Here is a 20,829-nt window from a genome sequence, read left to right as displayed (position 1 = left end):
TGAAGCGCTACCTCGCTCGCGAGCTCTTCCGACTTCTGCCAGCACCGGACGCCGTCGCCAACCCCGTCCAAGGAGAACTCGAAATCGCGGCCTGATCGACTTGACGATCTATAGGAGCATCAACGCGATGGCCGAGGCACTGAACTCGCTGTTCAAGGCCGAGTGCATCCGCAACCCGGTCATGCGCCCCAGGGGCGGCTGGAAGTCCGTGACCGATGTCGAGATCGCCGTCGCCGAGTACGTCGACTGGTTCAACCACCGACGCCTTCACGGCGAGATCGGTCTCGTCCCGCCCGCCGAGTTCGAGGCCAGCCACTGGGCCAAGAACGTCGTCACCGACTACGTTGAAACACCCGTCCCGACCGGGACTGGTTCCAAGTAACCGAGCCTCCACGAAACCCGGGGCGATTCACCTCCCGGACCCAACGCGAACCGTCGAACCGATCGACATTGACTGCAAGGGGTCTAAGTGGGTCCCTGGCAACCAACGTGTACAGGGCCACGATGTGCTCGACGACCCTCAGGGCATGATCTGCCGCCTCGGTTGAAGGCGACTTGTCGTCCAGTCTTCCCACGTCGTGCCAGTACTGCTCGCGCGACCAGTCGTCAGGGAGGAGGTTGAAGAACTCCAATCTGGCGTAGCACTCCGCGTTCATGAAGTGGTAAATGCGACCCGCCTCAGCGTCATCCAACTCCACGAACTCGACGCCGGTGGACAAGGCCACGCGCCCTATTGATCCGCGTGGGTGATCGCTCAGGCCTCCCTCGCTACGTAGCGGCACCGTGACCCTGAGTTCGTCGGTCCGAGCAGCGTGAAGTCCTGCAACCATGCGGGAATGGTGGCACGTAAGAGGTGACAAGCCCTGTCACTCGGCCGTTGACGCGGGAACCGAGGGACGCCTCGCTTGTGGCTGCCCTCCACGATCGGCACGGCAAGATCGGCACTGCCGGTGCGCGGCATTTCCGGATGTCCCTATGGGGTGGGGGCTGAAAAGGGAACCGCCTGCCGCCAGTCGGAGACGAATCGTCCGTCCGGGCGTACCGCTTTGACATGTGAGTAGTCAGGGCAGCCGAGTACGGTCACACGCATGCCGCTCAGACCTCCCGTGCCGTACACCACGACATTGATGGATGAGCTTGATGCGATCGCTGCCGCCTTCGACAAGGTGCTGGATTCTTCAGGCGTCCGCAACATCGACCCCAACCGCGGCGGTGGTTCCGGCATCTTATTTCTCGGCTACCCAACCCACGGCTGGGAGCCTAGTGATAGCCAGCTCGAAGCGATGCGAATGGCGCTCCTCACTCGGGTGCGCGACTGGGCCCAGCGCTTCAGGCTGTTGTTTCCAAACCCTACGGCGCAGGTCGAGAAGCGTCATGACGACGCCATAGCGCTGCTAGAGAACTGGCTGGAGCGAGGCGAGAAGGGCAAACACTCAGTCCCCAGCACACTCGCTGCGGCGAAGGCAAAACTGGAGGAGACCGTAGAGACCCTGCGTGGCGCTCAGGATCTCCTCCCCAGTGACACTTTCGGCCAGCGGCTCGTCGTGGATACCAACGCCCTCATGGACGAGCCCGACTTGGCCGCCTACGGGCCCGCCTTGGGTCCCCGGTACATGGTGCACGTGCTGCCCGTAGTTCTCCGTGAGCTCGACGACCTCAAGCGAGGCGCACGTCATGAAGCGCAACGCGAGGCAGCACGTAAGGCCGACCGCAGGCTCAAGGGGCTACGGGACAATGGCGATGTCCGGAACGGTGCCCGGGTGGCTGGGGACGTATGGGCCGTCTTTGAGCACATTGAGCCGCGTGGTGACGGGCTACCCAATTGGCTGGACCTGACCGTTCCGGACGACCGTTTCGCGGCGTCGACTCTTCTGCTTCAGAGCCGGCACCCGGGGTCGACCATCGTGGTCGCTACCAGCGACCTGAATCTGCAGACCAAGCTTGCGGCGTTATCGCTGCCCTTCGTCGAGCCGCCCGAGGATGGTCCTTCGCGCTGACAGCGGCCAACTGGATCGCGGCATGGCAGGGCGTCGAGGGCATCGCCGCGGGCTGGGCCTGTAAGAGTGCGGTGAGCGGCGGGGGGAAGGTTGGTGGGTTGGTTGTCCAGGACGGTGGAGAACACGGTGGTTGTGCCTGCTGAGCTCTCGGCCGTGTGGGCTCGCGTCGTCGACCCGGAGGGCATCAATTACGAGATGCGTCCCTGGATGACGATGACCATGCCCCGACAGGCATCCGGGCTGACGATCGAGACAGTTCCGCTCGGGCGTCCACTGGGACGTGCCTGGCTCCGCCTGCTCGGGATCGTCCCCTTCGACTTCGACCAGCTGAGCATCGTCGAGGTCGACACGGGCCGGCGCTTCCTGGAACGGTCCAGCATGCTCAGCATGCAGCTCTGGGAGCACGAACGGACCCTGACGCCGACCGCTGGCGGCACCCAAGTGCACGATCGCGTGACCTTTCAACCTCGCCTGCCGATCCCTGAACTCCCTGCCCTCATGGGGCGCGTCGTCGACGCCTTCTTCAAGCATCGACACCGACGTCTCCGGGCGTACTTCGCCGATTGAGGCACGCGTGCTCGACCAGAACCGTGGAGTCGTCCACGCGCGGCAGAAGCGTGCGTGGGGACGGATTCTAGTTTCGGTGAGTTTGTCAACTGAAGTTGGCCCCACCGTGACGGCTTGATTTGGCCCCAGCGCGGGGCCGTGGATTTTGGCTCCTGATCCGGTGGCGGGGCTGGTGGGCTAGGGCTAGCCTTCCAGTAGGCAGTTCATCGGTGAGCCGCCGTGACTGAAGTGGGGGACCAATGCGTTCGATGATCAAGAGAGCTGCTGGCGTCGCGGCGGCATTGACACTTGCCGTGACCACAACAGTTGGTGCCGCCTCGGCCGCACCGACGTTGGACCCTTCCGACTGCGGCGGGTTGTACTCGCTGTCCCGGTCGGGAAGCACCGTTCGCATCATCGCCTTGTCTTCTGACGTTCGGGCGATTTGGGGTAGCGGGCGTTATGGGACCACTGAAGTGTGGGTCAGCGCGACTGGCGGCACCCCAAGGTTGTACAAGGGCGGCTTCAACACCAGCTCAACGGGTGGCGCCAACTTCACTGTGTCCAGCAGCAACAAGTGGTGGCTCCTCGCGTTGGTGGACAACACTGTCCATGAGTGGTGTTCAGGTCTGTACTACAAGTGAGCCACGTCTTGTTTTGGAGCCCAGGCGAAGTGGTCCCCCACGAGGCCGTGATTTCGGAGCGTGAGCCCGGGACGGACGTTGCCCGGGTCGTGCTTCATGCCAATGGTCGGGTGGGGCAGCCCAGCCACGATGTGGAGTTGGGTGCCTCACTCGCAGCGGCGAGGGTCGTGGTGTGCACTGCCCTCACGCGCTGGCTCGTTGAGTCGGGCGAGCAACGCCAACGGGCCGTTCAAGTGGCTGTGGGGCTGCCTTCACTGCGTCACCTCGACGCCGCTCAAGTCAAGGAGCTCTTCGAGTCCTGGCGGGATCGGGAACGTTGGACTCCCACGGAGATCATGGTTGATGGGCAGCCCATGGCCGCCGATCGATGGGACGCCGGCACGACCGCCGGGGAATGGGCCATCGTCGCGCCGGGCGAGTCACAGGTGGTTATCACCGCTGGGGTCGGGGTCGACGCCGCGTTGGTGCAGGCCCGTGTCGTCGCGGATTGGGCTCCCTACGGCGTGGACCTCACGCGTGCTCAAACTGCCGAGCAGATCGCAGGCAGTCTGGCTCGGCTCGACCCTGATTGGTAGGCCGGTCAGTCCGATCCGTGCTCAGCCGGCCGCCTGGGTGCGGGAGTGCGCCAGTCGGTAGGAGTGGGTGCCGGTTTCGATGATGGTGCCGTTGTAGGTGAGCCGGTCCACGATCGCGGCACACAACCGGGGGTCGGTGAAGGTGTCGGTCCACCCGGAGAACGACTGGTTGGAGGCGATCGCGATGGAGTTCTTCTCCTCGCGTTCGGTGAGTACCTGGAAGAGGAGCTCGGCGCCGCGGCGGTCGAGTTCCATGTAGCCGAGCTCGTCGATCATGAGCAGGTCGACGCGGCCGTAGCGGGCGATGGTCTTGGCGAGCTGTTTGTCGTCGGCGGCGGGGATCTCGTCGTTCGACAGCCCCTGTTGCACCGTTGACCCTGGCTTCATCACTCACGAGAATGAACGAAATCATGTGTAATGGCCGCACTGGCGTGCGGCCCTAGGGTCGAGGCTACGGAACTTCAGGCTGAACCCTGGAGGGTTGCAGCACTGGCTATGTCAACTAGGTTCGGCCCCGGTGTGACGGTTTGACTTGGACCCGGTTTGATTGGGACATGATCGATATCGCGGAGCCTGACTTCGAGGATGAGCAGCTTGTGATGTTCCTGCAGGAGCACCTGGATGACATTGCTCCGACTGCTCCCGTGGAGAGTCAGCACGCACTCGACCTCAGTTCGCTTCAGGGACCGGGTGTGCGGTTGTGGGTTGCTCGTGACTCGGGTGCGGTGGTGGGAACAGTCGCTCTGGCTGAGTTGACTGTGGGGCATGAAGAGTTGAAGAGCATGCGGACCGCGCCGGCGCGTCGGGGCGCGGGCATCGCCTCGCAGTTGTTGGACCACGCTTTGCGAAATGCTCGAGCGCGCGGCGTCGGCAGGGTGTCGTTGGAGACCGGGAGCATGGAGTTCTTCGCTCCCGCGCGGGCGTTCTATCGCAAGGCGGGGTTCACTGATTGTGCACCGTTCGGTCCCTATGCGGCGGATCCCAATAGCGTGTTCATGACGTTGCCGCTGTAGGCCGGTGTCCGGTCACGCTGATCGTGCGTGCGCGAGTCGATAGGACTGGGTGCCGGTTTCGATGATGGTGCCGCGGTAGGTGAGGCGGTCAACTATTGCGGCGCACAATCGCGGGTCGGTGAAGGTGTCGGTCCAACCGCTGAAGCTCTGGTTGGAGGCGATGGCGATGCTGTTCTTCTCCTCGCGTTCGGTGAGGACCTGGAAGAGGAGTTCGGCACCGCGACGATCCAGTTCCATATAGCCGAGTTCGTCGACGATCAGCAGATCGACGCGCCCGTAGCGGGCGATGGTCTTGGCGAGGGTCTTCTCGTCGGCGGCTTCGACGAGTTCGTTCACCAACCTCGTGGCCAGGGTGTACCGGACACGGAAGCCTTGCTCGGCCGCGGCAGTGCCCAGGCCGATGAGCAGGTGAGATTTGCCGGTGCCGGAATCCCCGATCAAGCACAGAGGTTCGCCTTTGCGGATCCAGTCGCCCTTGGCGAGTTGGTGGATGGTCGCGGCTTCGATGGCGGGGTTGGCGTCGAAGTCGAAGTCACCGATCCATTTGCTGCGGGGAAACTGAGCTGCCTTGACGCGGCGCACTGACGAGCGGCGGTCGCGGTCGTCGACCTCCGCGAGTAACAGTTCGGCCAGGAACCCCGGGTACGACAATTGTTCCTTCTTGGCCACGCCGATCGCTTCATCGAGCACGCCGCGGATCGTCGGAAGCCGCAGGCGACGGCAGGCCTGGTCGACCGCGGCCAGGGCGGCTTCCTCGGTCAACCCGCGGCGTCGTCGCAGGGTAGGAGTGATGGTCGTGTCGAGTGCGGTCGGCATCAGCTGGTGCTCGCTTTCGTCAGATCGGACGCGGCCACCGTGGCGTGACGTCGGGGTAGGAGGTCGTCGTAGGCGGCCACCGACGGCAACGGCCTGGTGTCCGCCGGCAGGCCGGCGATCACGGCGGCCGGGTCGGTCAGGCGTCGCTGGGTGAGACTGACAACGCGTTGTTCACGCACACCATCGTGAGCAACGAGATGACGATCAGCGTTGGCCCCGCCCGCGGCGGAATAGCCAGCGTCTATGGTTGCGGCGTTGCGGCGGGCTTCGACCGCGACAACTTCAGCGGTCACCGCACCCACGGTCAGAGCCGCGGTGATCCCTGCGATCACGGCGTCGGCGGGCAGGGACCGGTGTAGCAGTAGGACGTCGATGAGTTCTTTGGTGCCTTCGCTGTCGCCGTTGACCTTGCGGGATGCGGCCCAGAATGCGTCATGCGCCGCCGTGAACGCACCCGAGGCTCGAGCCGATGCCAGCGCGGTCGAGCCCGGCAGCGCGCCGGGCTTGTGCTTCAGCACTTCCAGGTAGTGGTCCAGGTCGACGACGTGCCCGCCACGGGATGCGACTCGCGGATGCGTGGCCACGACCTGATGGCCGTCGAAGACCACCAGGTGCGAGGCCCGCAGCGAGACCCGGACCTTACGGCCGATCAGGCGGGCCGGGACGGAGTACTTCATCATCCGCACGGTGATCATCGCCGACCGATCCACTCGCGGGTGCAGCACCAGGCCGGGATCGAACCGGTCAACAGGCAACGGTGCCAACAGGTCACGTTCGGTCGCATAGTCCTCGCCGATCGTCTTCAGTTTCCCAGTGATCCGTCGGCTGTCGTCGGCCGCCTCCCAGTGCTTGATCTTGTCGTTGAGCTCGTCCAGGGAGTCGACCTCGGGCATCGGTGTCAGGTGGTTGCGGCGGAACCAGCCGACCTCGCCTTCGACGCCGCCCTTTTCGTGCGCGCCGGCGATGCCGGGCTGGCAATAGAACGAGTCGAATCCGTAGAACGACTTGAACAGCACCCACCGGTCGTTCTCCTTGCGACGCCGGTTCCCGCCGTGCACCACGGCCAGCACCGCAGAGGTCAGGTTGTCGTACCGGATGTGCCGGGTCGGGACGCCACCCAACGTTTCGAACGCGTCGATGTGCCCTTCCAGGAACGCTTCCTGCGCGCCGGTCGGCTAGACCCGGTGGACCGCCTTCCCCGAGAAGGAGAGGCGGTAGATAAACATCTGGCACTTGGTCTTCACGCCCTTGATGACGACGTAGACCTCGCCGAAGTCGACCTCGGCCTCCTGCCCGGGAGCGTGTTCCTGCGGGACGAAGACCTCCTCGACGCGGCGGCCAGCCTCCAGATCGATTTGCGCGCGGCGGACCCGCACGTAGTCCCGCACTGTCGAGTACGACAGCCCGGTCGCACCGTGTTCATCGACCGGGACTGCTGCACGGATAGGTGACACCTGACCTGTGGCGCTGAGCAGCGTCGCTGGAAGGATGAGCACCATGCCCAAGGCGTATCCCAAGGAGTTCCGTGAGGACGTGATCCGGGTTGCCCGGAACCGCGAGGACGGGACCACGGTTAAGCAGATCGCGGCGGACTTCGGGATCAGTGAGTCGTGTCTGACGAACTGGTTGATGAAGGCCGATGTCGAGGACGGGCACCGGCCCGGCGTGTCCTCGTCGGAGTCAGTTGAGTTGCGTGAGCTGCGGCGGCGCAACCGGCTGCTGGAGCAGGAGAACGAGGTGCTGCGCCGGGCAGCGGCTTACCTGTCCCAGGCGAACCTGCCGGGAAAATGACGTACCCGCTCGTGCGTGAGCTCGCCGCTGACGGAATCCCCGTCACGGTGACGTGTCGGGTCCTCAAGCTCGCCCGCCAGCCCTACTACCGGTGGCTGGAGCGCCCGGTTACCGATGCCGAACTCGTCGAGGCGTACCGCGCGAACGCGTTATTCGATGCGCACCGCGACGACCCCGAGTTCGGGTACCGGTTCCTGCTCGACGAGGCCCGTGACGCCGGCGAAGCGATGGCTGCCAGGACGGCGTGGCGGATCTGCTCCGAGGGTGGTTGGTGGAGCGTGTTCGGCAAGAAGCGCGGCAAGAACGGCAAGAAGCCCGGGCCACCGGTGCACGAGGACCTGGTGCGGCGCGACTTCACCGCGGACAGCCCGAACCGGTTGTGGCTCACCGACATCACCGAGCACCCCACGATGGAGGGCAAGTTGTACCTGTGCGCGGTCAAGGACGTGTACTCGGGCCGGATCGTGGGGTACTCGATCGACTCGAGGATGAAGTCCCGCCTTGCGGTCGCTGCCCTGGACTCCGCTGCGGCCCGGCGCAGCATCGAGGGCCAGGTGGTGGCCGGGTGCATCGTCCACAGCGACCGCGGGTCCCAGGGCGGATTCAACTGGTCGTCGCAACACCTCGTCGTGGAGGTGTTCAGTGGTTCGTCGTCAGCAGGCAGCAGATCGGGCGGTTCGTCCGAAGTTGAGGTCGCCGGGTCATCCGAAGTTCCAGCGGAATGTCGAGGTGGCGTTCTGGGAGCAGATCGCTGCGGGGCTGTTGCCTGAGGAGGCTTGCGGCGTGATCGGCGTGGCGCCAGCGGTGGGCGCTCGGTGGTTCCGCAACGCTGGCGGGATGGCGCCGTTCGATCTGAAGTTTCAGCCTTCGGGCCGGTATCTGTCATTCGCTGAGCGTGAGGAGATCGCGCTGCTTCGCGCGCAGGGCGAGGGAGTGCGTGAGATCGCCCGCCGTATCGGCCGTGATCCTGGGACGGTGTCGCGGGAGTTGCGTCGCAATGCGGCGACCCGCGGGGGTACGCGTGAGTACCGGGCGTCGGTGGCGCAGTGGAAGGCTGATATGGCCGCCAAGCGACCCAAGATCGCCAAGCTCGTGGCCAACCCGCGGCTGCACGAGTACGTGCAGGAGCGCCTGGCCGGGCAGGTCAGCCTGCCGGACGGGACCGCGGTCCTGGGGCCGAGGCCACCACGGTTCACCGGGCGGAACAAGCCGCACCGCAAGGACAGGCCGTGGTCGCTGGCGTGGAGCCCGGAGCAGATCGCCAACCGGATCAAGCTCGACTTCCCCGATGATGAGTCCATGCGCATCAGCCACGAGGCGATCTATCAGTCGCTGTACATCCAGGGTCGTGGCGCGCTCAAGCGCGAGCTCGTGTGGTGCCTGCGCACCGGTCGGGCGCTGCGCGCGCCACGGGAGCGGTCACGGCGCAAGACGTGGGCACACGTCACCCCCGAGACGCTCATCAGCAAACGTCCCGCCGAGGCCGCCGACCGGGCCGTGCCTGGCCATTGGGAAGGTGACCTCCTCATCGGCCTGGAGCGCTCGGCGATCGGCACCGTCGTAGACCGGAGCACCAAGTACACGATGCTGGTCCATCTGCCCCGTGAGGAGGGATACCGGCACAAGGAGAGCGTCAAGAACGGGCCGGCGTTGGCCGGGTACGGCGCCCTCACGATGAAGGATGCCCTGGCCCGCACGATGGCCGGCCTGCCCACCGAGTTGGCCAGATCACTGACCTGGGACCGGGGCAAGGAGATGTCCGCCCACGCCCAGTTCCGGGTCGAGACCGGCATCCCGGTCTTCTTCGCCGACCCCCAGTCGCCGTGGCAACGTGGCACGAACGAGAACACCAACGGGCTGCTGCGGCAGTACTTCCCCAAAGGCACCGACCTGTCCCGCTGGTCCGCCCAGGAGATCGAAGCCGTCGCTCACGCGCTGAACACCAGACCCCGAAAATCACTGGGCTGGAAGACCCCAGCGGAAGTCTTTAACGAGCATCTACTCTTGCACCAACAAGCTGGTGTTGCATCGACCGGTTGAACCTGGTCAATTTCGAAGCCGGAAGTTCGTCCGTACGCTCAACCGTCACGGCATGGCCGGATCGATGGGCCGTGTCGGCGCGGCTGGCGACAACGCGGCCATGGAGTCGTTCTTCTCACTGCTGCAGAAGAACGTCCTCGACCGCCGCTCCTGGACCACCCGTGAGGAGCTCCGGATCGCGATCGTGACCTGGATCGAGCGGACCTACCACCGACGTCGTCGACAGGCCGCTCTCGGGCGATTGACCCCCATCGAGTTCGAGACCATCATGACCACGCCAGCCACTCAGGCTGCGTGACCCAACCTGTCACCCGATCGTGCAGCAGTCCCGTCGGCGGAGGTGACGGCGAAGGCGTTCAGTGCCCCCATTGTCGAGAGGCACAGCGAGTTGTCCAGGTCGCTGCCGTTCACTGATACTGCCGACTTCGAGGCTGCGTCTCGTGGGTTCATCGGTGCTCTGGAGCCTGTGGTGGTGCGCGATGCGGAGGGAAAAGTGGTGTGGGACATGGGTTCCTACGCGTTCTTGGAAGGTGAGGCTCCGCAGACGGTGAACCCCAGTCTGTGGCGCCAGTCGCTGCTGTTGACCAAGCACGGTCTGTTCGAGGTGGTCCCCGGGATCTATCAGGTGCGCGGGTTCGACCTGTCGGTGATGACTCTTGTCGAGGGCGAGCAGGGCGTGATCGTGATCGACCCGTTGATCAGTGTGGAGACGGCCGCGGCGGCGCTGGCGTTGTATCGGGAGCATCGCGGTCAGCGGGTGGTGAGCGGGGTGATCTACACGCACAGTCACGTGGACCACTACGGCGGGGTGAAGGGTGTGACCACCCAGGAGGATGTCGACTCGGGGCGGGTGCCGGTGCTGGCGCCGGAGCATTTCGCCGAGCACGCCATCTCGGAGAATGTCTACGCCGCGACGGCGATGGCGCGGCGGGCGGGGTACATGTACGGCGCGGCCCTGGACCGCAGCCCGACCGGTCAGGTGGGCGCTGGTCTGGCGCAGACGACCTCGACCGGCACGATCAGCCTGATCCACCCGACTCTCGAGGTCAGGTCCACCGGGCAGGAGGAGGTGATCGATGGGGTGCGGATGGTTTTCCAGATGACGCCGAACTCCGAGGCGCCGGCGGAGATGCACTTCTACTTCCCGGACTTCCGTGCGCTGTGCCTGGCGGAGAACGCGACGCACACCATGCACAACATCCTGACCATCCGAGACGCCATGGTCCGTGACGCCCAGGCCTGGTCGGACTACCTGACCGAGACGATCGACATGTTCGCCGATGTCACCGATGTCGCCTTCGCCTCCCACCACTGGCCGACGTGGGGCTGCGATGAGGTGCGCGCCTACCTCTCGCTGCAAAGGGATCTGTATGGCTACCTGCACGACCAGACGCTGCGGATGATGAACGCCGGGATGGTCGGCAGCGAGATCGCCGAGGCGATGGTGCTGCCACCGGCACTGGAGGCCGCGTGGCACACCCGCGGGTACTACGGCTCGGTCAGCCACAACGTCAAGGCCATCTATCAGCGGTACATGGGGTGGTACGACGCGAACCCGGCGAACCTGTGGCAGCACCCACCGGTGCAGCGCGCCGTGCGCTACGTTGCCGCCATGGGCGGGGTCGACGCGCTCCTCACGGCTGCGCGCGGCGCCTTCGAGGCCGGCGACTACCGTTGGGCGGCCGAGCTGGCCTCGCACCTGGTGTTCGCCGAGCCGGACCATGCTCCCGGCAAGGAGCTGCTCGCCGCCACCTTCGAGCAGCTGGGCTTCGGAGCCGAGAACGGCACGTGGCGTTGCGCGTACCTCTCCGGTGCTCACGAGCTGCGGCACGGCAGCTTCGGCAGTCCGACCGCGGCGCTGTCCGCTGACCTGCTCGCTTCGCTGTCCCCGACCCAGCTGTTCGGCGCGATCGCCGTGCGGGTCAACGGCCCGAGGGCGTGGAACGAGCACATCGAGATCGACATCGACCTCGCCGAGGATGGCCGCTACCGGCTGCGGCTGGTCAACGGTGTGCTCACCTACACCACCGCGAAGCAGGCGCACGCGGCTGATGTGAGCCTGCGGATGCCGCGTCTGGCGCTGCCTGCGCTGCTGGTGGGAGCGGGGTCGATGTCAGAGCTGGCTGACCTCGGCATACGGGTCGATGGTGATGCCGACGCACTCTGGCGCCTCATGTCCGTGCTCGACGCCCCCGACCCGGACTTCGCGATCGTCACCCCCTGATCGGCGCAGCTCAGGACGCTTCTGGGTAGAGCAGGCGTCGAAGGGCTGTGCGCGAGAGCAGCAGCGTGACGACGAGCAGTGTCACGGGGATGAATCCGCCCAGGCTGACCGAGCCGCCGAAGGTGGCTTCGATCAGCCAGAGCACGATGAGCTTGCTTCCGGCGGCCACTGCCCAGAGCATCACGGCCGCGGTTGTCCTGGCTCGCCGCGTTGCGGCCGTGCGAAGGCGCGCCATCACCGCGCCCTTGACCAGGAGGACCACTTCGAGAGTGACCTTGAGCAGGAGCGCGGTCAGCAGCGAGAGCGAGAAGCTCTCGCTGATGACCGTCGGCAGGTACTCGATGGCCAGATTGAGAATCACGACATAGACGAACACGTCCACCACATCGGCCGGATGCGCCGCCAACCAAGAACCCAGCCGCGTGCGCACCGATCGCGACGCTCCTGCGCGGCGCTTCCCGGAGGACCCGTTCACAGCCGACGGGCGCTCGGAGCCGGCTCGCGCACCCTCAGGCGGCAGCGTTCTGCGTGGCGGGGTCGACATTGTCCTTCGTGGCGGTGGCGTCGACGATACGCAGCCGCCCGGAGAGGATGAGGGTGATGCCCTCGCTGAGGACCTGGACGCCGAGGAGGATGCCGAGCAGCTTCAGAGTCGCGGCGGCCGGGTTGAGCAGGATCCACAGAGCCAGGACGATGGAGACCAGTCCGCCGAGGATGAAGACCCACTTGTGGGCCGGGACGGTGAAGGCCAGGCCGATACGGACCACACCGGTGACGAAGAAGATGGCCCCGGCCATCATGGTCAGCGCGATGGCGGCCACGAGGGGGTTGCGCAGCATGAACAGGCCCAGGACTGCCAGGGCGGCACCGCCGAGGAGGGTGGACCAGGACAGGCCTGCGCGGATCGAGACCAGCGCGACGATGATCATCATCACCCCACCGATCAGGGTGAGCCAGGCGATCCAGAGCACGGACACGGCCGTGGCCAGCACGGCGTTGCCCAGGACCATGAATCCGAGGATGACCAGCACGAGTCCGAGGACGATGTCCCAGCCGGTGCGCCTGCGTTCGAGTGTGATTGTCATGGTAGGTCTCCTTGGGCCGGGATGGGTCGACAGCGCCGACGGGAAACATCCCCGCATCACGAGGAATCCTATTGCCTGAGCGGGTTGCTGGGTCGTGCGACTTGCCAGAAACGACGTCTCCCTTTTCGGTGCCCGGCTGCGCGCGATAGTGTACGCAGCATGCCATCACGCCCACGGCCATCGACACCCGACTTAGTGGTCTCCGGCCGCAGGCGCCGCCAGGAGACTCCCCGTTCCACCTTGGCCGAGCTGCCGCCTGGGAGCCGGGATCCGCTGGGCATCCTGAGGGAGCAGAACTCCACCCGCCTCCAGGAGCTCATTTCGCTGCGCGCCGAGCGGATGTCGCAGAGCGCGTTCGCGTTCTACCGGGGGACCGCTGCCCTGATGGCGGCGGACCTGGCCCGCTCACCGCATACCGGTCTGCTCGTGGTCGCCTGTGGTGATGCGCACGTGTCGAACTTCGGGTTCTACGCCTCTCCGCAGCGCACGCTGGTCTTCGATCTGAACGACTTCGACGAGGCGGCCTGGGCTCCGTGGGAGTGGGATCTGAAGCGCCTGGTGACCAGTGTGATCGTCGGGGGGCGGGACTCGTCCCGAACCCCACACGTCATCGAGACCGCGGCGCGCACGACGGTGAGCGCCTACCGGGCTGCGCTGGCTGCGAGTCTGGAGCTGACGCCGCTGCAGCGCTACTACACCCATATCGACCCCAGGGGCGGTGCTGGGCTGCTGGACAAGAAGTCACGCCGGGTGATCGCTTCGGCGATCAAGTCCGCTCAACGTCGCACCGGTGAGCGGGCGGTGCGCCGCCTGACCACCCGGGACGCGGACGGCTCGTTGCGGTTCGTCATGGCGCCGCCGACGATGGACCAGCCGAAGCCCGAGGTCGCCGAGAATGTGCACCGCTACACCGATGCCTACCGCGCCAGTGCCGGCCCGGGCATCCGGATGCTGCTCAGCCACTACCGGGAGGTGGACCTGGCGCTGCGGGTTGTCGGGGTCGGCAGTGTTGGAACCCGGTGTGCGCTCTCCCTGTTCGAGGACGGTGACGGCAACGGTCTGATCCTGCAGTCCAAGGAGGCCGGTCGCAGTGTGCTCGAGCAGTACGGCCGCATCGAGCAGCCGCAGGTGCTCACCGAGGCGGTCGGGACCCACGGTCAGGGCGCGCGGGTGGTCGCCCTGCAACGGATCCTGCAGGCCGTCTCGGACCCGTTCCTGGGCTACCTGCGCGCCGAGGGCTTCGACCTGTACGTGCGCCAGTTCCACGACATGAAGGGCGGCATCGATGTCGAGGACCTCGACGACCGCCCGTTCATCACCTACGCCCAGGCCTGCGCGGTGACTCTCGCCCGCGCGCACAGCCAGTCCCCACGAGCGGCCGAGATCGTCGGCTACATCGGCAACGGAGACAGGCTCACCACCGCGATCGTGGAGTGGTCGACGGCGTATGCCGACCTCTCCGAGCGCGACTACCACGCCTTCCTCGCAACCCGATGACAGATCCTGAGGCGTCCCGGGTGTCTCGCTTCTGGTCCGGGCTCGGGCTGTCGTTGCCGGGGGCGTGGACTGCGCTGATCCTGGCGACGCTGTCCTTTCTGCCTTCCCTGGTGCCGCGGCCTGCGTTGTATCAGGGGGTGATCGCCGGGGTCACCGCGGCGATCGGCTATGGGCTGGGCGTGCTGGGGGCGTGGGTGTGGCGTGAGCTTGCCGACCGTCAGGCACGTCAACCGTCGGCCTCGAGGGTCAGGGCTCTGCTGTTCGCCGCCCCTGCGCTGCTGGTGGTGGCGGTGATCCTTGGTGTGACCTGGCAGCGGCAGGCTTCTCGGTTGTTGGAGATGGAGCCGCAGACCCCGCTCGCGGCGGTCCTGGTCATCCCCGTGGCTGTGCTGGTGTTTGTCCTGTTCGTCTGCATCGCCCGTCTGCTGCGCCGGATCACTGGGGTACTGACTGCCGGACTGCGTCGGGTCGTGGGCCCACGGGCGGCCAGGGTGATCGGGATCGCTGCTCTGGTGACCACGGTCGCCCTGGTCTTCAATGGGTTCGTCTTCGAGCGGGTCACTACAGCGGTCAACGCGGCGTTCTCGTTGACCAACGGCGGGACACCGCAGGGGGTGACGGCCCCGATGAGCCCGCTGCGTTCGGGTAGCCCGGAGTCGCTGATCTCGTGGGACACGCTGGGATTCCAGGGACGGGGCTTCGCGGGGCAGGGTCCCAACGCCACCCGGATCGCCCAGGTGGCTGAACGGTCGGGGCAGGGTTCCGAAGTGACTTTGGATCCCGTCCGCGTCTACGCCGGGCTTGACTCGGCTGAGGACCTCGAGACCCGCGCGGCACTTGCGGTGCAGGACCTGGAGCGCGCTGGCGGCTTCGAGCGCTCGTATCTGCTGGTCGTGACCCCGACCGGCACCGGGTGGGTGGAGCCGACCTCGGTCAGCGCCTTTGAACATCTCACCTACGGCGATAGCGCGACGGTGTCGATGCAGTACTCCTTCCTGCCCTCTCCGATCTCGTTCCTGGCAGATCAGCAGAACGCTCGCAACGCCGGTCGCGCACTCTTCGACGCGGTCTATGAACGGTGGAGCCGCCTGCCGCAGGGCGAGCGTCCCGCTCTGTACGTGTTCGGCGAGAGCCTGGGCTCCTACGGGGGCGAGGCCGCCTTCAGTGGCGAGTTCGACATGGCCAACCGCATCAGTGGGGCGGTGTTCACCGGACCGCCGAGCTTCAACCATCACTTCGGGCAGTTCCTCGACGACCGCCAGAGCGGCAGCACCCAGATCGCGCCCATCTACAAGGACGGTCGCACGGTGCGCTTCACCGACGACCCGATGCGCCCGGCCGAGCCGGCTACCCGACCCTGGCAGGGGACCCGGGTTCTCTACATGGTGCATCCCTCAGATGCCACGACCTGGTGGAACTTCGACCTCATTCTCAATCGTCCGGACTGGCTCGAGGAGCCACGCGGTCCCGATGTCCTTCCCCAGGTCCGGTGGGTGCCCTTCGTGACCTTCTGGCAGGTCACCACCGACATGGCCTTGGCCATGGAACCCGGTCCGGGCTTCGGGCACAACTTCGCCGGCGAACACGTCGGCGCATGGGCACAAGTCCTCAACCTCGACAACTGGACGGCCAAGCGCGCCGCAGCCGTCCACGAGGCGGTACTAGCCGAATCCCGAGCCCCGTTCACACCCTCGCAGTAGCCGATCCGCGCACGGGTAGCCGATCGACAGACGTGGCTGCCTGGCCCGGCAGTGTCAGCCGCCGGCGAGGATCCGGGTCTTCTGGGTCTCGAACTCGGCCTCGGTGAGAACCCCGGACTCGCGCAGCTGCCCCAGTTGCTGCAGCTGGGTGATCACGTCGGCACTGCTGAGAGCAGAGGCTGCTGCAGGCGGTGCGGGAGGAGCCGGCGCTGGGGGCGCGGGCGGTGCCGGGGCGCTCGGGGCTGCCGCTGCATCCTGGGCGGCCCACCGCTGGTGCTGGCTCGCTGAACATTACCGACCACGTGGAACATTACCGACCACGTGAGCGGCCACGCTGGCGCGTGCCGCGGTGCGCAACAAGCCCATGGCTCATGCCTCCTTCGTCTGCTCGAGCGCATGCTCGAGTTCATCGGTGTGCACGCCTCCGGCCCACAGCAGGCGGCCGCCTTCGGCTGCCAGGTGCGCGGCGGCGGTCGCCAGGCTGCGGTCTTCATAGACCAGGACCACGGCAAGCTCATCCGGGCCGAGCTCGTCGGCCAGGTCAGCCAGGTCCTCCTCGTCGAGCAGGTCGGACTCCGATGACTGCAGGTCGCCAAGGGCTCCTGGATCGCTGTGGGTGAGTGCCTCCAGCGGTTCACGGGTAGCGCGACCATCCTCGCCCAGGGCTAGGACCTCGATGTCCAGCAGCGTCAAGGTGCCGCTGTCGATCTGGCTGCGAAGCTGGCGCGCCGCGGCCGAGACATCGCTGTCACGTCGAATGATGAAGACGGCGAAGTCGATCGGAGCGGTGAACGAATCGGTACTCACTTCTGGGTAGTTCCTTTCTGTCGCAGGTCAGCTGGCTACCGAGTCGCGAGACCCGGCGCGGTTCTTCAGCAGCACCAGAGGCAGCAGCCAGCCACCGAATGCGGTGACAATCCAGACCACGAGGGTGGCCAGCACCCAGGTGAAGACCCCTGAGATGCGCAGACCGTCGGGGAACAGGGACGCGATGAGCAGTGCCACGAACGTCGATACCAGCCCGATCCCGCCGAGCATGGCCGGTGCGTACTGGCGGGCGATGTTGAAGATGAACGGCCCCAGGATGCTCTGTGCCAGCGCAAAGACTCCCACGGCAACGAGGAACCCCGAGAGGGAGAGCTGCACGCCATCGACGACGGCTGCGGCGGCAAGCAGACCCACGGCTGCTGTCCCGATGAAGATCCCGGTGCGAATGAGGAGGCGAATCATGGTCTTTCCTGCTGGATATGCCCAGCCGAGCAGCAAGGATCACCGTCACACTACAGGCAACGCGAACACCCAGAACAACCCCCGCCCGTGGTGCACTGTCTCGTGTTTCCACACACCTTGAGCTGGAAGGCCCGTGACATATGTCGAGATCAGCCGTCTTCACCTCACCGACACTCAGGCAGATCAGCGAACCGGCGATCTACGGCGTGGTCCTGGTGGCCGCGCAGGTCGTCGTGGTCGCCAACTCCGCGGACGCTTCCTGGGACGTGCTGATCAAGGTGCTGGCCACCTTGATCGTGTTCTGGTTCGCCCACGTCTACGCCGGGGTAGTCGCGCACCTCGGAGACGTCCTCGACGACAGCACTCCCACGTGGGCTCGACTCGGCGCCGCCATCCACGACGGGCTGGTCCACTCCTGGGGCCTGCTGCTAGCAGGGGTCATCCCGTTGGTCGTCCTGACCCTTGGCGTCCTGGGGGTGATCCGTGACAGCACCGCAATCTGGGGGACACTCTGGGCAGCGGTGGTCGTCCTTGGACTGCTCGGGTGGCTCGGCGTCGCGTCGTGGACCGCTCGCCCCCTGCGAGGGCTGGTCGGCGCTCTGGTGACCTGCGTGCTGGGCGCAGTCCTGATAGTCCTCAAAGCAATCGTGCACTGAAGCCATCTCAAAGGCGCCTCCTCATCCTCGTGCCGCCACGGCTCCTCGCCACCCCCCGGACACCGAACTTCGAACAACCCCAGGGCTGACTAGCATCTGGCCATGAGCGCACTGGTGGCCACGGTCGAGATGACCATCCTCGTCCTGTTGGCCTCGATCCTGGCCGGTCCGATCCTCGGTGCGCGCTTCCGGGTTCCCGGGCTGCTCGCCCTGATCTTCCTGGGGATGCTCTTCGGCCCGTTCGGGCTGGGGTGGCTCGGTCGGGCGGATCTGGTGTACGACATGGGGGCCATCGGCATTCTCTACCTGATGTTCCTGGCCGGGCTGGGGTTCAACATCAACGCCTTCAGCCAGGGGCGGGCCAGCGCGCTGGGCTTCGGGGGGGACTGCTGCACAGATAGGTGACATCTGATCGGTGGTGCCAAGAGGTGCCGCTGGAAGGATGTGCACTGTGCCGAAGCCGTACCCCAAGGAGTTCCGAGATGACGTCGTTCGCGTCGCCAGGAACCGTGAGCCGGGAGTCCACCTCAAGCAGATCGCTGCCGACTTCGGCATCAGCGAGTCGTGTCTGACGAACTGGATGAAGTCCGCCGATGTCGAGGATGGAGTGAAGCCGGGGGCGACCGCGGCCGAGAATGCCGAGTTGCGTGAGGCGAGGAAGCGGATCCGGCTGCTGGAGCAGGAGAACGAGGTCCTGCGGCGAGCCGCTGCGTATCTGTCGCAGGCGAACCTGCCGGGAGAATGATGTACCCGCTCGTCCGCGAGCTGGCTGTCGACGGGGTCCCCGTCACGGTGACGTGTCGGGTGCTCAAGATCGCTCGTCAGCCCTACTACCGCTGGCTCGCCCAACCGGTCACCGGCTCCGAACTCGGGGAGGCCTACCGCGCGAACGCGCTGTTCGACGCCCACCGCGACGACCCGGAGTTCGGCTACCGCTTCCTGGTCGACGAGGCCCGTGACGCAGGCGAGTCGATGGCTGAGCGGACGGCATGGCGGATCTGCTCTGACATGGGCTGGTGGAGTGCGTTCGGCAAGCCCAAGCGTGGCAAAGCGAAGAACCCCGGACCACCGGTCCACGACGACCTGTGCGCCGTGGTCGACAAGCACGGCGTGATCCGGCATGAGTTCAAGGCCGATGGGCCGAACGAGCTGTGGATCGGCGACATCACCGAACACCGCACCGGCGAAGGCAAGCTCTACGTCTGCGCGTTCAAGGACGTCTACTCTAATCGGATCGTGGGCTACTCGATCGACTCGAGGATGAAGTCCCGGCTCGCGGTCGCCGCGCTCAACACCGCAGTCGCCAGGCGCGGTGACGTGGCCGGCTGCATCGTGCACACGGACAGGGGCTCGCAAGGCGGATTCAACTGGTCGTCGCAACACCTCGTCGTGGAGGTGTTCAGTGGTTCGTCGTCAGCAGGCAGCAGATCGGGCGGTTCGTCCGAAGTTGAGGTCGCCGGGTCATCCGAAGTTCCAGCGGAATGTCGAGGTGGCGTTCTGGGAGCAGATCGCTGCGGGGCTGTTGCCTGAGGAGGCTTGCGGCGTGATCGGCGTGGCGCCAGCGGTGGGCGCTCGGTGGTTCCGCAACGCTGGCGGGATGGCGCCGTTCGATCTGAAGTTTCAGCCTTCGGGCCGGTATCTGTCATTCGCTGAGCGTGAGGAGATCGCGCTGCTTCGCGCGCAGGGCGAGGGAGTGCGTGAGATCGCCCGCCGTATCGGCCGTGATCCTGGGACGGTGTCGCGGGAGTTGCGTCGCAATGCGGCGACCCGCGGGGGTACGCGTGAGTACCGGGCGTCGGTGGCGCAGTGGAAGGCTGATATGGCCGCCAAGCGACCCAAGATCGCCAAGCTCGTGGCCAACCCGCGGCTGCACGAGTACGTGCAGGAGCGCCTGGCCGGGCAGGTCAGCCTGCCGGACGGGACCGCGGTCCTGGGGCCGAGGCCACCACGGTTCACCGGGCGGAACAAGCCGCACCGCAAGGACAGGCCGTGGTCGCTGGCGTGGAGCCCGGAGCAGATCGCCAACCGGATCAAGCTCGACTTCCCCGATGATGAGTCCATGCGCATCAGCCACGAGGCGATCTATCAGTCGCTGTACATCCAGGGTCGTGGCGCGCTCAAGCGCGAGCTCGTGTGGTGCCTGCGCACCGGTCGGGCGCTGCGCGCGCCACGGGAGCGGTCACGGCGCAAGACGTGGGCACACGTCACCCCCGAGACGCTCATCAGCAAACGTCCCGCCGAGGCCGCCGACCGGGCCGTGCCTGGCCATTGGGAAGGTGACCTCCTCATCGGCCTGGAGCGCTCGGCGATCGGCACCGTCGTAGACCGGAGCACCAAGTACACGATGCTGGTCCATCTGCCCCGTGAGGAGGGATACCGGCACAAGGAGAGCGTCAAGAACGGGCCGGCGTTGGCCGGGTACGGCGCCCTCACGATGAAGGATGCCCTGGCCCGCACGATGGCCGGCCTGCCCACCGAGTTGGCCAGATCACTGACCTGGGACCGGGGCAAGGAGATGTCCGCCCACGCCCAGTTCCGGGTCGAGACCGGCATCCCGGTCTTCTTCGCCGACCCCCAGTCGCCGTGGCAACGTGGCACGAACGAGAACACCAACGGGCTGCTGCGGCAGTACTTCCCCAAAGGCACCGACCTGTCCCGCTGGTCCGCCCAGGAGATCGAAGCCGTCGCTCACGCGCTGAACACCAGACCCCGAAAATCACTGGGCTGGAAGACCCCAGCGGAAGTCTTTAACGAGCATCTACTCTTGCACCAACAAGCTGGTGTTGCATCGACCGGTTGAACCTGGTCAATATACGTCGATCGCGTTCACGACCCGGTTGCTCGAGGCCGGTGTCGACGCCTCGGTCGGGTCCTTCGGAGACGCCTACGACTGCGAGCATCGTGTCTGCGCCACCACCTGGGGTCTGACCCTTGCTTATGACCGGCCCTGCGGGTGCCCTCGCGTTGACGTGTCGGCCCTGGGTGGTGGCGTTCACCAGGCTGCTGGCCGGGTGG

20 protein-coding genes and 5 pseudogenes are annotated in these 20,829 nt (G+C 66.1%); 17 read left to right on the top strand and 8 right to left on the bottom strand.

The annotated features are described in order from the left end of the window. Positions 1 to 127 precede the first annotated feature (127 nt). The 5 genes from GGG17_RS07390 (at position 128) to GGG17_RS07370 (ending at position 3,762) form a co-directional block, all read left to right on the top strand. Positions 128 to 382, top strand: coding sequence for an IS3 family transposase (locus GGG17_RS07390; protein WP_154593102.1), 255 nt, complete (start codon positions 128 to 130; stop codon positions 380 to 382). A gap of 706 nt (positions 383 to 1,088) precedes the next feature. Further along, a complete protein-coding gene (locus GGG17_RS07385; protein ID WP_154593101.1) occupies positions 1,089 to 1,997 on the top strand; it encodes a PIN domain-containing protein in 909 nt (302 codons plus the stop codon). A 132-nt stretch (positions 1,998 to 2,129) separates the two neighbouring features. After that, entirely contained in the window at positions 2,130 to 2,564 is a 435-nt protein-coding gene (locus GGG17_RS07380) for an Rv1443c family protein (protein ID WP_230082799.1), read from the top strand. 248 nt (positions 2,565 to 2,812) lie between these two features. Then, positions 2,813 to 3,187: a hypothetical protein gene (locus GGG17_RS07375; protein ID WP_154593099.1), complete on the top strand. Its 375-nt coding sequence runs from the start codon at positions 2,813 to 2,815 to the stop codon at positions 3,185 to 3,187. 170 nt (positions 3,188 to 3,357) lie between these two features. After that, positions 3,358 to 3,762, top strand: coding sequence for a hypothetical protein (locus GGG17_RS07370; protein WP_154593098.1), 405 nt, complete (start codon positions 3,358 to 3,360; stop codon positions 3,760 to 3,762). A 21-nt stretch (positions 3,763 to 3,783) separates the two neighbouring features. On the opposite strand, the pseudogene GGG17_RS07365 reads toward GGG17_RS07370, so the two are convergent. Next, positions 3,784 to 4,104: pseudogene (locus tag GGG17_RS07365) on the bottom strand (ATP-binding protein); the annotation flags it as partial. 212 nt (positions 4,105 to 4,316) lie between these two features. Between GGG17_RS07365 and GGG17_RS07360 the strand changes: the two are divergent. Beyond that, the gene (locus tag GGG17_RS07360; RefSeq protein ID WP_154593096.1) at positions 4,317 to 4,775 is read left to right on the top strand and encodes a GNAT family N-acetyltransferase; all 459 of its coding nucleotides are present in this window, start codon (positions 4,317 to 4,319) and stop codon (positions 4,773 to 4,775) included. A gap of 12 nt (positions 4,776 to 4,787) precedes the next feature. On the opposite strand, the gene istB is transcribed toward GGG17_RS07360, so the two are convergent. Together istB and istA are read right to left on the bottom strand one after the other, a co-directional pair. Further along, positions 4,788 to 5,591, bottom strand: a complete 804-nt coding sequence (gene istB, locus GGG17_RS07355) for an IS21-like element helper ATPase IstB (protein WP_154593095.1) — start codon at positions 5,589 to 5,591, stop codon at positions 4,788 to 4,790. Beyond that, positions 5,591 to 7,012: pseudogene (gene istA / locus GGG17_RS07350) on the bottom strand (IS21 family transposase); the annotation flags it as partial. The gene istB and the pseudogene istA, both read right to left, overlap by 1 nt. 76 nt (positions 7,013 to 7,088) lie before the next feature. On the opposite strand from istA, the pseudogene GGG17_RS07345 reads away from it, so the two are divergent. The 4 genes and pseudogenes from GGG17_RS07345 to GGG17_RS07330 form a co-directional block, all read left to right on the top strand. After that, positions 7,089 to 7,978 (top strand): annotated as a pseudogene (locus GGG17_RS07345) (IS3 family transposase); the annotation flags it as partial. Positions 7,979 to 8,024: 46 nt separating this feature from the next. Next, positions 8,025 to 9,422 (top strand): IS30 family transposase, encoded by a 1,398-nt coding sequence (locus GGG17_RS07340; RefSeq protein ID WP_446471668.1) that lies wholly within the window; start codon positions 8,025 to 8,027, stop codon positions 9,420 to 9,422. Between the two features lie 4 nt (positions 9,423 to 9,426). Further along, a pseudogene (locus tag GGG17_RS07335) lies at positions 9,427 to 9,720 on the top strand (integrase core domain-containing protein); the annotation flags it as partial. A 42-nt stretch (positions 9,721 to 9,762) separates the two neighbouring features. Next, positions 9,763 to 11,646 carry an alkyl/aryl-sulfatase gene (locus GGG17_RS07330; protein WP_072625935.1) on the top strand — a complete coding sequence of 628 codons (1,884 nt, stop codon included), beginning with the start codon at positions 9,763 to 9,765 and terminating at the stop codon, positions 11,644 to 11,646. Positions 11,647 to 11,656: 10 nt separating this feature from the next. On the opposite strand, the gene GGG17_RS07325 is transcribed toward GGG17_RS07330, so the two are convergent. After that, positions 11,657 to 12,076 carry a hypothetical protein gene (locus GGG17_RS07325; protein ID WP_072625934.1) on the bottom strand — a complete coding sequence of 140 codons (420 nt, stop codon included), beginning with the start codon at positions 12,074 to 12,076 and terminating at the stop codon, positions 11,657 to 11,659. A gap of 79 nt (positions 12,077 to 12,155) precedes the next feature. Next, positions 12,156 to 12,731 carry an HdeD family acid-resistance protein gene (locus GGG17_RS07320; protein ID WP_072625933.1) on the bottom strand — a complete coding sequence of 192 codons (576 nt, stop codon included), beginning with the start codon at positions 12,729 to 12,731 and terminating at the stop codon, positions 12,156 to 12,158. Positions 12,732 to 12,971: 240 nt separating this feature from the next. Between GGG17_RS07320 and GGG17_RS07315 the strand changes: the two genes are divergently transcribed. Both GGG17_RS07315 and GGG17_RS07310 read left to right on the top strand, forming a co-directional pair. After that, positions 12,972 to 14,228: a DUF2252 domain-containing protein gene (locus GGG17_RS07315; protein ID WP_230082797.1), complete on the top strand. Its 1,257-nt coding sequence runs from the start codon at positions 12,972 to 12,974 to the stop codon at positions 14,226 to 14,228. Between the two features lie 20 nt (positions 14,229 to 14,248). Continuing rightward, positions 14,249 to 15,928: an alpha/beta hydrolase gene (locus GGG17_RS07310; RefSeq protein ID WP_164513617.1), complete on the top strand. Its 1,680-nt coding sequence runs from the start codon at positions 14,249 to 14,251 to the stop codon at positions 15,926 to 15,928. Positions 15,929 to 15,982: 54 nt separating this feature from the next. Here GGG17_RS07310 and GGG17_RS16410 read toward each other — a convergent pair whose 3' ends face one another. The 3 genes from GGG17_RS16410 to GGG17_RS07295 all read right to left on the bottom strand — a co-directional run bounded on the left by GGG17_RS16410 (position 15,983) and on the right by GGG17_RS07295 (position 17,158). Continuing rightward, positions 15,983 to 16,084, bottom strand: coding sequence for an SHOCT domain-containing protein (locus tag GGG17_RS16410; RefSeq protein ID WP_205703081.1), 102 nt, complete (start codon positions 16,082 to 16,084; stop codon positions 15,983 to 15,985). Positions 16,085 to 16,297: 213 nt separating this feature from the next. Continuing rightward, on the bottom strand, positions 16,298 to 16,735 hold the full coding sequence (locus tag GGG17_RS07300) for a hypothetical protein (protein ID WP_072625930.1): 438 nt from the start codon (positions 16,733 to 16,735) through the stop codon (positions 16,298 to 16,300). A gap of 27 nt (positions 16,736 to 16,762) precedes the next feature. Further along, positions 16,763 to 17,158 (bottom strand): phage holin family protein, encoded by a 396-nt coding sequence (locus GGG17_RS07295; protein ID WP_072625929.1) that lies wholly within the window; start codon positions 17,156 to 17,158, stop codon positions 16,763 to 16,765. A gap of 140 nt (positions 17,159 to 17,298) precedes the next feature. On the opposite strand from GGG17_RS07295, the gene GGG17_RS07290 reads away from it, so the two are divergent. The 5 genes and pseudogenes from GGG17_RS07290 to GGG17_RS07270 all read left to right on the top strand — a co-directional run bounded on the left by GGG17_RS07290 (position 17,299) and on the right by GGG17_RS07270 (position 20,614). After that, positions 17,299 to 17,814 carry a hypothetical protein gene (locus tag GGG17_RS07290; RefSeq protein WP_072625928.1) on the top strand — a complete coding sequence of 172 codons (516 nt, stop codon included), beginning with the start codon at positions 17,299 to 17,301 and terminating at the stop codon, positions 17,812 to 17,814. 102 nt (positions 17,815 to 17,916) lie between these two features. Continuing rightward, positions 17,917 to 18,219, top strand: a complete 303-nt coding sequence (locus GGG17_RS07285) for a cation:proton antiporter domain-containing protein (RefSeq protein WP_083546230.1) — start codon at positions 17,917 to 17,919, stop codon at positions 18,217 to 18,219. 46 nt (positions 18,220 to 18,265) lie between these two features. After that, a complete protein-coding gene (locus tag GGG17_RS17425) occupies positions 18,266 to 18,559 on the top strand; it encodes an IS3 family transposase (RefSeq protein WP_083546229.1) in 294 nt (97 codons plus the stop codon). Between the two features lie 317 nt (positions 18,560 to 18,876). Continuing rightward, positions 18,877 to 19,170, top strand: a pseudogene (locus tag GGG17_RS17420) (transposase); the annotation flags it as partial. Between the two features lie 46 nt (positions 19,171 to 19,216). Further along, a complete protein-coding gene (locus GGG17_RS07270) occupies positions 19,217 to 20,614 on the top strand; it encodes an IS30 family transposase (RefSeq protein ID WP_446471668.1) in 1,398 nt (465 codons plus the stop codon). Positions 20,615 to 20,829: the final 215 nt, after the last annotated feature.

This window comes from Arsenicicoccus cauae (assembly GCF_009707125.1).
In the GTDB taxonomy this organism is placed as follows: Bacteria; Actinomycetota; Actinomycetes; order Actinomycetales; family Dermatophilaceae; genus Arsenicicoccus; species Arsenicicoccus cauae.
The sequence above is the reverse complement of the archived record's forward strand: the minus strand, read 5'-3'. Positions and strand labels throughout refer to the sequence as shown.